Raw genomic sequence first — 13,899 nt, 5'->3', positions numbered from 1 at the left:
TTGCAAAATGGATACGAATACCGCAGCAATTAAAGCAGAAGCGTTGACCAAGACCTTCAACGGCAACATTGCACTCGACAGCCTCACCTTGGAGATCAAAAAAGGGGAGTTGTTCGGTCTTGTCGGACCGGATGGTGCCGGCAAGACCACCACTATGCGCCTGTTAACCGCCATCATGGAGCCCACTTCCGGTGATGCATGGGTAGCGGGTCACTCGGTTCTGAAGGAAGGGGAGCGGATCAAGGAACGGATCGGCTATATGTCTCAAAAGTTCGGCCTCTATGAAGATCTCACCGTCATGGAGAATATCATCTTCTATGCCGACCTCTACGAAGTCCCACAGAATGAACGTCCGGAGCGGATCGAGCGGCTTCTGGGTTTTTCCAACCTGACCCCTTTCAAAGGAAGACTGGCCGGAAAGCTTTCCGGAGGGATGAAGCAGAAGCTCGGTCTTGCCTGTGCCCTGATCCACACCCCTGAGATTCTCTTCCTCGACGAACCGACCAACGGGGTTGATCCGGTTTCACGGCGGGACTTCTGGCGTATCCTTTACGGCCTACTGAAGGACGGGATTACCATCTTCGTCTCCACTGCCTACCTGGACGAGGCGGAGCGCTGCACACGGGTTGGCCTCATGCACCGGGGAAAGATTCTGATCGACGGCAGCCCTGCACGGATCAAGGGTTCCCTCGGCTTTCCCATGGTGGAACTATGGACCGGGGATGCGCGCACGGCCGAGGAGATCGCAAGGGGCTGTCCGGGGGTTCGTAGCGTGAGCATCTACGGCGACCGCCTTCATGTCGCCCTGGAGCGGAGCGAAGCGCTGGATGGAGTCATCGACAGGCTTCAGAAAGAAGGGATTATTGTCCGGGATCATCGATCGATCCTCCCTTCCCTGGAGGATGTCTTCATCGCCATGGTGGAGGAGCCATGAACCATATCGAAACAGCAGTAGAATTTGCCGGGTTGACTCGTGTTTTCGGCGACTTCACTGCCGTGGACCAGATCAGCCTCAAGGTTGGAAGGGGAGAAATCTTCGGTTTCCTCGGTCCCAACGGAGCCGGCAAATCGACAACCATCAAGATGCTGTGCGGTCTCCTCACCCCCTCCGCCGGTAGTGGGACAGTGGGAGGATTCAACATCATGACCGAGGCGGAAGAGATCAAGAAGAATATCGGTTACATGTCCCAGAAGTTTTCCCTCTACGACGACCTGACGGTGGAGGAGAACATTAACTTCTTCAGTGGCATCTACCGGGTTCCCAAGGAGAAGAAACGTGATCGGAAGGAATGGGTCCTGGAGATGGCGGGGATCGCGGACCGGCGGGGAGCTCTGACCAAAACCCTCTCGGGCGGCTTCAAACAACGGCTGGCGCTCGGCTGCGCCATCCTTCACGAACCTCCCATCATCTTTCTCGACGAGCCGACCTCGGGGGTTGACCCAATCTCCCGGCGCAATTTCTGGCGGCTCATCTATGCCATGTCCCGGGAGGGAAAAACCATCTTTGTTACCACTCACTACATGGACGAAGCGGAATATTGCGACCGGTTGGCCCTCATTTACCGGGGGAAGATCATCGCCGAAGGGACACCGACCACCCTGAAGCAGGAGTATATGGAAAGGGATGTTCTGGAAATCGAGGTTGAGCAGGTGGTGGATGCGCTGGAAGTCCTTGAACAGAGCGGCATCGAAACAGCCATTTTCGGCAGCGTCCTGCATGCCACCGTGACTGACGCTGGGCAGGAGTCCCAACGGATCAGGGAATCACTCGTCAAAGCGGGGCTAAAGGTCGTCCGCATCGAAAAGATCGTCCCGTCGCTGGAAGATGTGTTTGTAACCCTGATCGAGGTGTCGTGATATGAAACTTATCCGCGTCCGCGCCATAGCAAAAAAAGAGCTGATCCAGGTGCTCCGTGATCCCCTGAGTCTGGCCATGGCGTTCCTCATGCCGGTGATCCTGCTGTTGATCTTCGGCTACGCCATTACCATGGACGTGAACAACCTGAGGACCGTGGTTTACGATCTGGACAAAAGCAGCCTGAGTCGTGAGCTGGTAGCCCAGTTCCGGGAGTCGGGATACTTCACGATTGTCACTATCTTGGATCGTCCCTCGGATGTTGATGCAGCGCTCGACGCTAACCGGGGGCAGGTGGCGCTCTGGATCCCCGCTGACTTCTCAGAGGATCTGCGAAGGGGAAAGGTTGCTCCGCTGCAGGTGGTTGTTGACGGCAGTGATTCCAACACAGCCACCATTGCCCTCGGTTATCTGGAGGGGGTGACGGAACGCTTTGGCCAACGGGTTACAGGTGGAATAGCGCGCGCCCCCATAGATGCCAGGGTGCGGGTCTGGTACAATCCGGAGCTTAAATCGCGCAATTACATCATTCCCGGACTGATTGCGGTAATCATGGCGGTCATTGCGGCACTGCTCACCTCGCTAACCATCGCCAGGGAATGGGAGCGGGGCACCATGGAGCAGCTGATCGCCACGCCGGTAAAAACCACAGAGCTGATTGCCGGCAAACTGCTGCCCTACTTCTTCATCGGCTTTATCGACGTGGCCGTTTCCGTGGCCATGACGGTATTTATCTTCGACGTCCCATTGCGGGGGAGCCTGTTACTGCTCGCTTTCCTTACTTCCCTCTTTCTTTTTGGAGGTCTCTCTCTGGGAATACTCATCTCGGTTGTTGCCAAGTCACAGCTGGTTGCCAGCCAGATCGCCATGGTAGTCAGCTTTCTGCCGGCTTTCCTGCTGTCAGGGTTCATGTACGCCATCAGCAATATGCCGCTGCCACTCCAGAATATGACCAGAATCATCCCTGCCCGTTATTTCGTAGCGATTCTCAAGGGAATTTTTCTCAAAGGGAGCACTCTCAGACAGCTGGCAACGGAAACGATTCTTCTTACAATTTTTGGCTTGCTGACCTTCGCCCTTTCGGTCAGGAAATTCAAGAAAAGGATCGTGTGATATGTTCGAACGGATCAAGGAAATGGTGGTCAAGGAGTTCAGTCAAGTGTTTCGGGACCGAAGGATGAAGGCTATCATTTTTGTTACCCCGATCCTGCAGCTTCTCATTTTCGGCTACGCGGTCACTACTGACGTAAAAAGCATAAATACCGCCTTCTACGACCTGGATCACTCCTATGAAAGCCGGGAACTGGGGCGTCGGCTCGAAGCATCCGGTTACTTTATCATCACTGGAACCCCCTCTTCGGCAAAAGAGATGGGGGACCTCCTCGACCGGGGAAAGGTTCTCGCCGTGCTACAGGTAAATAAGGGATTCGGTCGGGATTTGGCGCGAGGTGTTCCCACAGAAGTACAGATGATTGTGGACGGAACCGATTCGAATACCGCATCCGTTGCCATGGACTACTCTACGCGTGTCATCAACCGATTCGGCAAGGAATTCGGGACTCGGGCCGGCATACAACGGGTTGTAAAACCGGCACGGATCGACCTGCGCTCCCGGGCCTGGTACAACCCTGATCTGCGGAGCAGAAACTACAATGTGCCAGGGGTCATCGCTATAATCATCATGCTCACCTGCCTGTTGTTGACTGCCATGGCAGTGGTGCGGGAGCGGGAGATCGGCACCATGGAGCAGTTGATGGTTACGCCGCTGAAACCGGTGGAATTGATGCTGGGGAAGACAATCCCTTTTGCACTCATCAGTTTTTTCGACATGGCACTTGTTACAACCATCGGTGTCTTCTGGTTTGACATCCCGATCAAAGGGAGTATTCCACTCCTTGTTCTCTCCACGGCGATCTACCTACTCTCGGTATTGGGAGTTGGGCTCTTTATTTCTACTATTTCCAGGACCCAGCAGCAGGCGCTGATGGCCACCTTCCTTTTCTACATACCGGCCGTCCTCCTCTCTGGCTTCATGTTTCCTATCGAGAACATGCCGGTGGCGATTCAGTATGGAACCTACCTGAACCCGCTCAGGTATTTTCTGGTCATCATCAGAGGGATCTTCCTCAAAGGGAACGGGATCGATATTCTCTGGCCACAGATGGCTGCCCTTCTTTTGCTTGGTGTAGTAGTCATAACGACCAGCTCCCTTCGGTTCAGGAAGAGGCTCAGGTGAGAGACGAGCGATAAAGATGCTTATTCAGATTCGCATGGGTATTTGCTGCACATTGTGATCTTCTGCAACGTAAAGGGGGATTAGACCAAGCCTGATGTCTTTGACAAGCTGTTAGTGAGAAGCAGTAGAGTTACAATTTGAAGCGTCCATAATATTCCGAGTCCACTTATTAATAAGTATGAAAAGAATTCCGTAATTCGTTTGCGGCTTGCTATTTAAGCAACTTGTGAAGAGTGTTTTCAAATATTGTTGTTTTGTACTGTTGAAATTACACAAGATTTAGAGTGATTAGAAAGATTGCTGTATCATGTATACAAAAATATCAAAATAGGATCAGGCAAACTCCAGACAGATTGTATAGAGGATTTACTTGCTATGAACGTAGATGATTTATGGTTTAGGGATCCAGCAAATGCCCGTGCATATATCCGTAAAATTGCTGACCAGATTGAAGAACCAGAAGAGATGATGGAGTTCCTGAATGCATGTAATATCACACAAGCTGCGTTAGCCTGTTGGCTGTTCGAAACAAAACGATATAATCTATTACTGCAAAGCATTTGTATAAAAGGAGCATATGACCAAGTAGAAAGCAAAATAGAACTGAAAGATGCCTGGAATGAGTATAGCATTGCATCAGAAGAGTTTCAGTTTGCAAAAGAAAAGCTAAAAGAAATAATCAGCAAATTGCATATAGAACCTGTATTGTTTCGGAAAACATACGACAAAGATTTATAGATAACTGTTAAAGTCTGTTTACTTGGTGCGCAATTAAATTGATAGTAATGAATTAATTTATCAACTAGTAAATGAAAAATATTTGTAAAACGTTATATTGGAGAGTTTGTTGTGAAATTTAAATGGTGCTTGATGGTATTAATCACGTTTATTATCCACCAGCCTGTATTTGGCTATGACACGTTTCCCGCGCTGGATACGACTGATCAGTATGGAAAGCTATTAAACAGGGAGTCGCTATTCCATAACAACAAAAAATATCTTATTGCTATAAGCATGACTAGGAAGGGCTTCGAAAGGGCAAAAAAAGTGACAACAGTGATACAGGGTTCCTACCTCCACGAAAAAGTCAGTATAGTGATGATTCCCAATTTAAGCGCTGTCCCCAAATTTATGGAAGGGAGTGCAAAACGCTCCTTGCAATGGAGCAACGCGCCACCGATTTGGCTTGATTGGGAACACAAAAGCGCTAGGTGGTCAGTGCCACCTGGAACAGATTATGTGTGGATTTATGTGGTTGACAAGGAAAACAACATAATTGCCAAAATAGATGCAACCAGTAAGTTTAGTTTGGAGGATCTTCTAATGGTTAAGTAATACGTGATTTACTCTAAAGCTTGAACCAGTTTGTATTTGAAGATTTCAACTTATTCTTGATATAGGTCAATCATCCGTACACACTATTGCTGTAACTTATAATCATAATTCAGGAAAAACGTGGGAGGAAATATGGACAGGTTATTGAACCAGTTGGTCAACGATGCACCGGATGCGATTCTTGTCTCTGATCAGAAAGGGGTGATCCGTTACTGGAACAGCGGGGCAGAGCAGATGTTTGGTCATACCGCCGCCGAAGCAATAGGTCAGTCACTTGATCTGATTATCCCTGAAAATTTGCGCGGTCGGCATTGGGAAGGATATTGGCGGGTGATGGCAACCGGAGAGACGAAATACAAAACCGGCCTGCTATCATCACCAGGTGTTCGTAAAGATGGCGCCCGTGTTTCCTTGGAATTCAGCATGGTACTGCTGCGAGATGAAGATGGTGTTATGGCAGGTTGTGCCTCGATCATGCGGGACGTGACTGAACGATGGAAAAAGGAGAAGGAGTTGAAGGAGCGGTTGGCTATCTGCGAAGCAAAGCTGCCAGGTTGATATGATCTGCTGCAACGGCATATTTCGAGGCATTTTACCGGATCACATTTCAAAGTGGAAATTTGCTATGGATTTTTCTGGTAGACACATAAAGATTCTGACGATTGTACTGCTTCTGGTGCAGCTCTGCCTTCCGATTTCCGGGGCTTTCTACGTCGCTGACCATCTGCAGACCAGCGCCGCCGGTCACGCGGCATCGAGCTGCGCCCATACGGACGCTGCTGCCGACCATGAATCCACGGATGGTCACGAGCAGATCCCCCACTGCCATGAACTTGACGCTCCGTGCGACACCGTGCCCGGAAGTGTCGTCAAGCATACTCAGAGCATTGCCTCCCTTACGGCTTCATACAAAGGCGCTTTGTTGCCGGGCTATGCCGCGCTCATTGAAATCCCTCCCAAAAATATCGTTTGATCTACAACTGTCAAGAAGTGTTTACATCGCTGTAAAGCAGGATTGACAGCTCCGTGCAGATTCGCCCGAAATTACCATAATCAACCATCAAACCATAGTTTCAGAGGAGAATTAACCATGAGATTCGCTAACTTTATTAAAATCAGCCTGTCAGGGATAGCGGCAATTACAGCACTTATTATTACCACCCCGCGCAATGCGGCTGCCCATTGTGACACCCTTGACGGGCCGGTCATTCAAGACGCCAGAAAAGCAATCGACGCCAGGGACATCACCCCCATCCTCAAATGGGTAAAACCCCAGGATGAAAAAGCGGTGAAAACCGCTTTTAACAAGGTGCTGGCAGACAAGTCAAAGAACCAGGAAAAAACGGAACACAAGTTCTTTGCAACCCTTGTCAAAATCCATCGTGCCGGTGAAGGTGCCTCCTTTACCGGGCTGAAACCTGCCGGAGCAGTTGAACCGGCCGTTGCCGAAGCGGACAAAGCATTGGCAAGCGGCTCAGCCGAAGAACTGGTGAAGCTAATCAGCGATGACATTGCTGGTGGGATCAAGACGCGTTATGAGCATGCAGCGGCAACATACAAGCATAAAGATGAGAGTATTGCCCAAGGGCGTGAATTTGTGGAAGCGTATGTCGCCTACACCCATTATGTGGAACGGCTTCATCAGGACGCAACCGCCAAGGAAGGCGCACATGGTGAACATGGAAAACTCGAAAAACATTACGCTCATAAAAAAGAGTCAGCGCACTCTAAACACTGACGTTATGAGAGGTGTATCAGATTTGACTTGATATCATCGGATTGCTGCCTGGCAGGGATAACACCCCGCCAGGCAGCATTTTACTGCGAGTACCACATCGTGGACTATTGATATGTGACCAATAAGGAGAAACCGCAATGAAAATAGAAGTGCTAGGCACTGGTTGCGTCGATTGCATTACCCTTTATGAGAACACGAAGAAAGCTCTTGCTGAAAGCGGCAAGACTGGTGAGGTGGTTAAAGTCGAGGGCATTGCAACAATGTTGAAATACGGCATTCTCAGTCCGCCGGCACTGGTCATCGACGGCCAGGTCAAATCCTCAAGCGAGCTGCTGTCTGTCGCCGCAATCAAGGAATTACTATGAAGCCAATCGTTACAATAATTACCATGTTATTGCTGTTTGCCGGCGTAGCCAATGCGGAACTCCCTGCAGCTACCGCGACAGCCGTCAATCAGGCCCTGTCGTCCAGCAAACCGACGCTGATTGATTTCGGCCTGCGCACCTGCAACGTCTGCAAGAAAATGGCGCCATATCTGGAATCACTGTCCAATGAATATCGGGGACGGGCCAATATCCTCTTCATCGACGTACGTTCTGACCAGGCAATGGCACAAAAATTCCGCGTTCAGATGCTACCCACCCAGATATTCATCAACCCGCAAGGGAAAGAGGTACAACGTCACACCGGTTTTATGGACAAAGAAGGGATCATAAAAGGATTGAAATCGGCAGGGCTCAAGTGACCTTCGTGGAGAACATAGAGCAGATCATTGCAGCCTATCCGCTGCTGGCCTTCGGCGCAGTCTTTCTGGCAGGCGTCGTGTCTTCGGCCTCACCCTGTGTGCTCAGCACCATCCCGCTGGTGGTAGGTTTTGTCGGCGGCTACAGCGATGGCGACCGCTGGAAGGCGTTCCGCTACTCCCTGATGTTCATTGTTGGATTGTCGCTCACCTTCACCGCCTTCGGCGCTGCCGCCGGATTGCTGGGCACGGTTTTCGGGGTGGTCGATGGATGGTGGTATGCCGCCGCCGGCGCTGTGGCTCTGGTAATGGGTGGTCAACTGATGGGGCTGTATGACCTGCGCCTGCCGATAAAGCGCGACTTCAAACCGAAGCAGGGGGGCATCATTGGCGCGTTCATGCTTGGCCTGTTCTTTGGCCTTGTATCCTCTCCCTGTGCCACGCCGGTAATGGTCGTACTGCTGACCGTCGTCACCGGCAAGGGTCAGGTACTCTACGGCATCATGCTGATGTTCAGCTATGCTGTCGGCCATTGCCTACTGATGCTCGCAGCAGGGACGTTTACCGGTTTTGTGGAAGCATTTGCCAAAAATCGTGGTGTGATCAACTTTTCGAACTGGAGCAGGAAGGCAAGCGGTTGCATTATCTCCCTGGCCGGAGCCTGGTTCATCTGGCAGGCATTCTAGTCTCACATGAACAGGATGAGAAGACTGTTTCGGTAAAAACCAATTGATACACGTGGAGAATCAAGCAGATGGATGGAATTTCAATAAAATCAGCCAGTACCATTCGCACCGCTGTGCAGTGGTGCTTTATGTTTTGGGTAGTCGGTATTGGCATCCGTTTCGGAATTTTTGTAAGCGCGGTTGAAAGCGGTGCACCCGCGCCATTGGTTTCTCGTCCGCCAGGCGTCGAGGGCTTTTTACCAATCGGAGCCCTAACAAGTCTGAAGAACTGGCTGGTTTCAGGAGAAATACATCCAGTTCATCCAGCGGCACTGGTAATATTCGTGACAATCCTGCTCATGAGTCTGCTTGCCAAGAAATCATTTTGCTCATGGCTTTGCCCGGTCGGCACTCTTTCCGAAGGCGCATTCAAGATTGGCCAGAAGTTAGTTGGCCGGAATTATCGCATATGGAGATGGCTTGACTATGGATTACGGAGTATCAAATATCTGCTGCTGCTGATGTTCGTGAAATTTATCCTGGTGGACATGTCGGTCGAAGCGCTTGGCGGGTTTCTGGATGCTCCATACTGGGCAGTCAGCGACGTCAAAATGCTCCATTTCTTCACCAGCATGTCCTTAACCACCATGGTGGTACTGGCGATCCTGACAGTACTATCACTTTTTTACAAAATGTTCTGGTGTCGGTATCTCTGCCCATATGGTGCATTACTGGGACTTGCAAGTATTTTCAGCCCATTCAAAATCCGACGAGACTTGACAGGTTGTAATGGATGTCAACGCTGCTCCGCCATCTGTCCTTCTGGCCTTGAAGTGCATTCCTCCACAGCAGTTTCTTCACCGGAATGCACTGGATGTCTCACTTGTGTAGCAAGTTGTCCCGAGCGAAATGTGCTCGCCATGCAGCCTGGCTTCTGGAAAAAATCGCTCCCGGTTTGGGTTTTCGCAACAGTAGTTCTGACCATATTCATGGCAGGCATCGGCGCCGGAATGATCAGCGGGCACTGGCAAAGCTCATTGGATTATGCCGATTATCAGCGGCTCATACCAATGGTGCCATACTTGAGTCATTGAATTTGAAACTGATGAGTTAAGCGAAAGTCCACTTGTCGATTAGGGAAATACTTATGATGCCGTCGGCAGCACAAAATCCTCACCGGCAAATTGAATTGCAGCCGGGTCGTGGGCGCGAGGTGGTGATACGGCATGCACGCCACCGCGCTCAGGGCAACCCTGAACGAAAGTCTTTAACGTAAAGGACGCTCCGCACCCCTGACATGTTGCAGTCAGTCCACCATTAGGTACAGGTGACACGGCTATCGCGCCACCATGGGCTGAAAGCACAAACTCCACGAGTTCTTTTCCTGATGCAAATGGTCCTGCCCCCGGTGTTTTGGTTGATCCGCAATCACACATAGCCTTCTCCTCTTGGAAATATTCTGATCGAAATCTAAAACACCTTGCACTGCTGTGCTGCTGATAAGCATGACCTATGTCAATTTATCCGGCTTACTTCATTGAATCCGGTTATTGATTCAGATCAAACTCTTTAGCCGATTTCTTTGCTAATCTCACAATCATAACAAGGCAAGGAGACGATCAATGAACTTCAACAACGGACTTGGCGCTAAAGCAATACAGGATGTCATGCAGAGCTACCCTGAGATTGGCGAAATTCTGGCTGCCTATGACATCGGTTGTACAACCTGCAAGGTTGGGATCTGTCTACTCAAAGATGTTGTCTCCATTCATGGCTTATCCAAAGAAGACGAAGCGAAAATCGAACAGGAAATCAACGAAATTTTAGCGAAAAAAGGAGAGTAAATCATGGGAAATCTCGGATGTGGCTGCCCCGGTAGCATGGCAAAGGTAATCGAAAGACCGGCAAACGTTGCAGAAAACACCACAAAGGCTGTCTCTGAGCTCAGGCAGTGGCCGGTGCAACTCCATCTGGTGCCGCCAACCGCACCGTACTTTAAAAATGCAGAAATTCTGGTTTGCGCCGACTGTGTGGCTTTTGCCATGGGGAGCATGCATCAAGACCTGGTGAGAGGAAAAGCGCTCGCCATTGCCTGCCCGAAACTTGATGACACCGACAGTTACGTGGAAAAACTGGCAACGATCTTTTCGACCAACGAAACTCCAGCTGTCACTGTAGCGATTATGGAAGTGCCGTGCTGCCGCGGACTGGATGTCATGGTCAAGCAGGCAATACAGAAGAGCGGTAGGGACACACCTTTGGAGACAGCGATTGTCGTCGGCATAGACGGCAACAGGAGGAACTGATGAAAGCGGATATAACCAGGAAACTGGTGGATGAACACCAACTCATTCTGCGGATGATCGCCCTGCTGAACGCTCCCCGGACGGCTGAGGGGAACTACCTTAACTGGCAATTTTACCTGGATGGCATTGACTTCATCCGTCAGTATGCGGATCGGTTTCAGGCAAGACCACGCTGCTCACCTCCATCGGCTGATCAACGAGCCGTCCCATGGCAAGGTAGTCATTGACGGAGCCATGGTCGCCGATGAAGGATGGTTGCCGGGTCTGGACCTGAAGCGCTTCAGACGTGAAAAGCTCGGATTCATATTTCAGGCCCACAATCTCATTCCGTTTCTCACTGCACTGGAAAACGTCATGGTCGCGCTGGAAATTAACAATCTATCACGGCCCGAAGCCAGTGACCGTGCGACGGAACTTCTTACTTCCCTCAATCTTGGGCACCGGCTGGACAACTATCCCAAGGCACTTTCTGGAGGTGAAGCCCAGCGGATGGCCATAGCCAGGGCATTGGCAAATAGATCAAAGGTTATTCAGGCCGATGAACCCACTGCGGTACTCGACACCGAAAACGGTAAGAATGTTATGGCCTTATTGAAATCGCTGGCAGTGGAAAACCAGTCAGCCGTCCTGGTTGTCACCCATGACCACCGGATGGTGGAGGGATTTGACACAATATTTAAAGTCAGAGACGACCGGTTGGTCAATTACCCCCTCAACTCAACACCTTAATGTCATAACTCCTTATCGAAGATGAGGTTCTTGTTGCGCCTCATTTTTATATGAGTAGGGAGACGGCCAATAGGCAGCTATTATTAACAAATACAGTAATGTAAACTAATAGTTTACATTTACATTATTATTTTATACTATGATCCAAACTATATTATGGAAACAACCATAAAAATGGACCTTAAATGTCAACTAATAGTTTACATATAAGTAAAAATTTAAAAGCGGCGCTCTTTTCCCTGCCGAAGGGTATGCCGGTCACGACCAGCCAAATGGAACATCTAGGCATATCTCGCCAGCTGGTTCATCGCTATGTACAAAACGGTTGGTTAACGTCGCTCGGATATGGATACTTCCAGCGAACAGGTGATGAACTAACCCGGAACGGTGCGGTATCGGCTCTTGAAAATCAGGGTCTTGATGTCCACATAGGTGGGAAATCAGCATTATCGCTTCGAGGTGCAGTTCACTATCTGGCACTTGGAAAGGAAAAGCTGGCCCTGTATGGTGTGACACGCAAAAAAATACCTGATTGGTTTACCCGTCAGTTTCCCTGCGAGTTACGCATGAGTCGGCTTTTCGGGGAAGAAGGGGCGTTGGAGAGTAGGTTGCAGGTGCGGCGTCTGGATGAAGCTGATCCTTACTCGCCTTTTGTCTCTGAACCTGAACGGGCTTTGCTGGAGATGCTTGATGACGTGCCCCAAAAGCAGAGTCTCGACGAAGCCAGAAAAATCATGGAGCCTCTGTTTACCCTGCGACCCGAACTGTTGCAGGCTCTATTGGAAACGTGCACAAGAATAAAGGTCAAGCGACTGTTTTTCTCTCTGGCGGAAGAACTGAAACTGCCGGTCTTGCAGCAACTCGATGTGACATTCATAAAATTTGGCGCAGCTTCCGTCTACGTACGGACACAGAAGGGGAATTCACTGATTTTGCAACACCCAGGAAAGAAATTGAATGGATAGCCGTTATCTTGATACCGTACGACTGCTCATCGATGCAGCCCCATTTGTCTTTACTCAAAAATGTTTCGCTCTCAAAGGAGGCACTGCGATAAACCTGTTTCTGGAAGACATGCCACGCCTATCGGTCGACATTGATCTTGTATTTACAGACCTGGAGTGCCCAGACAGGGATTCGGCGCTGGTGGCAATAGAAAAAGCCCTGCATGGCGTTGCAGAACTTTTGCAAACTAAGCTTGGGGTAACCGTCCGACCGACAACTTCCGGCAGTGATCATGAATCGAAGTTGTTTATTTCCCGTGGGCCAGTGCTTCTCAAGGTGGAGGTCAACCATGTATTCCGGGGTGCAGTATATCCTCTGGTTACCGGTAGTTTGTCCGTAGAGACGCAGAGACGTTTTTCGCGGGCTCTTTCCGTTCCCATGCTCGACCCTGACGAATTGTACGCCAGCAAACTCGTAGCCGCACTTGATCGCCAACATCCGCGAGATCTCTTTGATGTTATGTTGCTATTTGAGCGTGGTGGCATCACGCCGCGTATGCGTCGTGCCTTCACGGTCTATCTCGCCGGGCACAATCGGCCAATCCATGAATTGCTTGCTCCCCATCATAAAGACATCCGCGTTGAGTTTGAGAGCGATTTTGCTGGCATGACTAACAGGGAAGTGACTGTTGAACAGCTGATCGAGATACGTGAAAAGCTGTTCCGTGAGCTTCCAGCATCTCTTGACGGATTGGAACGCGAATTTCTCCTCTCGGTTAACCGTTGCGAACCTGATGGTGAAATCCTCGGATTGCCGGGTATAGAAAACCTGCCGGCCATCCGGTGGAAGCTGGTAAATTTGCGAAAACTGTCCAAGTCAAATCGCACTAAATATATCGTAATTACAGATTCTTTGAGCACTATGTTTCAATAAACACATCAGGTTGCAGCAGACACGACATTCTTCTTTTTGGCTCCCTTCGTTTCTTCTTCACCACTCTTCGAGAGAGGGTTTGAAAAGCCCCGGGGTGGTGTGTAGTCCCAATCCATCAACTCACACATTTCCGCATTCAGCAGGTTGATCTCCTCTCGGATCTTCTGGCTCCGCTCGATAAACTCTTGGGCCTTTTCAAAGGTGATGTTGCTGTTGCGTCCCATCTTCATGCGAAACTGGTAGAGGACGTTGTCATGAGTGTTGAGCATGGATATGAAGTCGCTTTGATCGAGAGTTTTCCGGGAGATTACATCAATGTCATCCCGTACCACCTTTTGCAGCTTTCGATCCTGCCAAGTCTGTTTTCCTGATGGCTTTTTCCCGCCAGTTTCTATCTTGTTGTCTGCCATAATTC

Annotated in this window: 18 protein-coding genes and 2 pseudogenes; 19 read left to right on the top strand and 1 reads right to left on the bottom strand. The window is 50.0% G+C overall.

The annotated features are described in order from the left end of the window. The first annotated feature begins 7 nt into the window (after positions 1–7). The 19 genes and pseudogenes from GJT30_05480 to GJT30_05390 all read left to right on the top strand — a co-directional run bounded on the left by GJT30_05480 (position 8) and on the right by GJT30_05390 (position 13,484). Positions 8–934, top strand: coding sequence for an ATP-binding cassette domain-containing protein (locus GJT30_05480; protein MSM39056.1), 927 nt, complete (start codon positions 8–10; stop codon positions 932–934). Further along, complete coding sequence (locus GJT30_05475) at positions 931–1,857, top strand: ATP-binding cassette domain-containing protein (protein MSM39055.1); 927 nt, start codon at positions 931–933, stop codon at positions 1,855–1,857. The genes GJT30_05480 and GJT30_05475 overlap by 4 nt, the downstream gene beginning before the upstream one ends. A 1-nt stretch (position 1,858) precedes the next feature. Further along, a complete protein-coding gene (locus GJT30_05470) occupies positions 1,859–2,968 on the top strand; it encodes an ABC transporter permease subunit (GenBank protein ID MSM39054.1) in 1,110 nt (369 codons plus the stop codon). Between the two features lies 1 nt (position 2,969). Continuing rightward, a complete protein-coding gene (locus GJT30_05465) occupies positions 2,970–4,091 on the top strand; it encodes an ABC transporter permease subunit (protein ID MSM39053.1) in 1,122 nt (373 codons plus the stop codon). 375 nt (positions 4,092–4,466) lie between these two features. Further along, positions 4,467–4,829 (top strand): hypothetical protein, encoded by a 363-nt coding sequence (locus GJT30_05460; GenBank protein MSM39052.1) that lies wholly within the window; start codon positions 4,467–4,469, stop codon positions 4,827–4,829. 111 nt (positions 4,830–4,940) lie between these two features. Beyond that, entirely contained in the window at positions 4,941–5,426 is a 486-nt protein-coding gene (locus GJT30_05455) for a hypothetical protein (protein ID MSM39051.1), read from the top strand. A 132-nt stretch (positions 5,427–5,558) separates the two neighbouring features. Further along, positions 5,559–5,984 carry a PAS domain S-box protein gene (locus GJT30_05450; GenBank protein MSM39050.1) on the top strand — a complete coding sequence of 142 codons (426 nt, stop codon included), beginning with the start codon at positions 5,559–5,561 and terminating at the stop codon, positions 5,982–5,984. 1 nt (position 5,985) lies between these two features. Further along, positions 5,986–6,399 carry a hypothetical protein gene (locus tag GJT30_05445; GenBank protein MSM39049.1) on the top strand — a complete coding sequence of 138 codons (414 nt, stop codon included), beginning with the start codon at positions 5,986–5,988 and terminating at the stop codon, positions 6,397–6,399. Positions 6,400–6,516: 117 nt separating this feature from the next. Beyond that, positions 6,517–7,164, top strand: coding sequence for a hypothetical protein (locus tag GJT30_05440; GenBank protein MSM39048.1), 648 nt, complete (start codon positions 6,517–6,519; stop codon positions 7,162–7,164). A gap of 137 nt (positions 7,165–7,301) precedes the next feature. After that, a complete protein-coding gene (locus GJT30_05435; protein MSM39047.1) occupies positions 7,302–7,529 on the top strand; it encodes a thioredoxin family protein in 228 nt (75 codons plus the stop codon). Continuing rightward, entirely contained in the window at positions 7,526–7,909 is a 384-nt protein-coding gene (locus tag GJT30_05430; GenBank protein ID MSM39046.1) for a thioredoxin fold domain-containing protein, read from the top strand. Before GJT30_05435 ends, GJT30_05430 begins: the two co-directional genes overlap by 4 nt. Then, a complete protein-coding gene (locus GJT30_05425) occupies positions 7,906–8,592 on the top strand; it encodes a cytochrome c biogenesis protein CcdA (protein ID MSM39045.1) in 687 nt (228 codons plus the stop codon). Before GJT30_05430 ends, GJT30_05425 begins: the two co-directional genes overlap by 4 nt. A gap of 68 nt (positions 8,593–8,660) precedes the next feature. Continuing rightward, entirely contained in the window at positions 8,661–9,665 is a 1,005-nt protein-coding gene (locus tag GJT30_05420) for a 4Fe-4S binding protein (GenBank protein MSM39044.1), read from the top strand. 528 nt (positions 9,666–10,193) lie between these two features. After that, on the top strand, positions 10,194–10,415 hold the full coding sequence (locus GJT30_05415; GenBank protein ID MSM39043.1) for a hypothetical protein: 222 nt from the start codon (positions 10,194–10,196) through the stop codon (positions 10,413–10,415). Between the two features lie 3 nt (positions 10,416–10,418). After that, complete coding sequence (locus GJT30_05410) at positions 10,419–10,877, top strand: iron-sulfur cluster-binding oxidoreductase (GenBank protein ID MSM39042.1); 459 nt, start codon at positions 10,419–10,421, stop codon at positions 10,875–10,877. Continuing rightward, positions 10,877–11,035: pseudogene (locus tag GJT30_05405) on the top strand (cation-binding protein). The gene GJT30_05410 and the pseudogene GJT30_05405 overlap by 1 nt, the downstream one beginning before the upstream one ends. A 14-nt stretch (positions 11,036–11,049) precedes the next feature. Continuing rightward, positions 11,050–11,606: pseudogene (locus GJT30_05400) on the top strand (ATP-binding cassette domain-containing protein). 185 nt (positions 11,607–11,791) lie between these two features. Then, positions 11,792–12,571 (top strand): hypothetical protein, encoded by a 780-nt coding sequence (locus tag GJT30_05395; protein ID MSM39041.1) that lies wholly within the window; start codon positions 11,792–11,794, stop codon positions 12,569–12,571. Further along, positions 12,564–13,484 carry a nucleotidyl transferase AbiEii/AbiGii toxin family protein gene (locus tag GJT30_05390; GenBank protein MSM39040.1) on the top strand — a complete coding sequence of 307 codons (921 nt, stop codon included), beginning with the start codon at positions 12,564–12,566 and terminating at the stop codon, positions 13,482–13,484. Before GJT30_05395 ends, GJT30_05390 begins: the two co-directional genes overlap by 8 nt. 5 nt (positions 13,485–13,489) lie before the next feature. Here GJT30_05390 and GJT30_05385 read toward each other — a convergent pair whose 3' ends face one another. Then, positions 13,490–13,894: a hypothetical protein gene (locus tag GJT30_05385; protein MSM39039.1), complete on the bottom strand. Its 405-nt coding sequence runs from the start codon at positions 13,892–13,894 to the stop codon at positions 13,490–13,492. Between the last annotated feature and the right edge of the window lie 5 nt (positions 13,895–13,899).

This window comes from Geobacter sp., from assembly GCA_009684525.1.
Lineage (GTDB): Bacteria > Desulfobacterota > Desulfuromonadia > Geobacterales > DSM-12255 > Geoanaerobacter.
Note: the sequence above shows the minus strand (reverse complement) of the source record. Positions and strands in the feature narration are given on the sequence as shown.

Bases quoted from the DNA above. Each gene is read 5' to 3' on its own strand.
- GJT30_05415 (MSM39043.1), top strand. From the start codon at position 10,194: ATGAACTTCAACAACGGACTTGGCGCTAAAGCAATACAGGATGTCATG.
- GJT30_05475 (MSM39055.1), top strand. From the start codon at position 931: ATGAACCATATCGAAACAGCAGTAGAATTTGCCGGGTTGACTCGTGTT.
- GJT30_05385 (MSM39039.1), bottom strand. From the start codon at position 13,894: ATGGCAGACAACAAGATAGAAACTGGCGGGAAAAAGCCATCAGGAAAA.
- GJT30_05435 (MSM39047.1), top strand. From the start codon at position 7,302: ATGAAAATAGAAGTGCTAGGCACTGGTTGCGTCGATTGCATTACCCTT.
- GJT30_05410 (MSM39042.1), top strand. From the start codon at position 10,419: ATGGGAAATCTCGGATGTGGCTGCCCCGGTAGCATGGCAAAGGTAATC.
- GJT30_05390 (MSM39040.1), top strand. From the start codon at position 12,564: ATGGATAGCCGTTATCTTGATACCGTACGACTGCTCATCGATGCAGCC.
- GJT30_05465 (MSM39053.1), top strand. From the start codon at position 2,970: ATGTTCGAACGGATCAAGGAAATGGTGGTCAAGGAGTTCAGTCAAGTG.
- GJT30_05470 (MSM39054.1), top strand. From the start codon at position 1,859: ATGAAACTTATCCGCGTCCGCGCCATAGCAAAAAAAGAGCTGATCCAG.
- GJT30_05395 (MSM39041.1), top strand. From the start codon at position 11,792: ATGTCAACTAATAGTTTACATATAAGTAAAAATTTAAAAGCGGCGCTC.
- GJT30_05460 (MSM39052.1), top strand. From the start codon at position 4,467: ATGAACGTAGATGATTTATGGTTTAGGGATCCAGCAAATGCCCGTGCA.
- GJT30_05430 (MSM39046.1), top strand. From the start codon at position 7,526: ATGAAGCCAATCGTTACAATAATTACCATGTTATTGCTGTTTGCCGGC.
- GJT30_05480 (MSM39056.1), top strand. From the start codon at position 8: ATGGATACGAATACCGCAGCAATTAAAGCAGAAGCGTTGACCAAGACC.
- GJT30_05440 (MSM39048.1), top strand. From the start codon at position 6,517: ATGAGATTCGCTAACTTTATTAAAATCAGCCTGTCAGGGATAGCGGCA.
- GJT30_05420 (MSM39044.1), top strand. From the start codon at position 8,661: ATGGATGGAATTTCAATAAAATCAGCCAGTACCATTCGCACCGCTGTG.
- GJT30_05445 (MSM39049.1), top strand. From the start codon at position 5,986: ATGATCTGCTGCAACGGCATATTTCGAGGCATTTTACCGGATCACATT.
- GJT30_05450 (MSM39050.1), top strand. From the start codon at position 5,559: ATGGACAGGTTATTGAACCAGTTGGTCAACGATGCACCGGATGCGATT.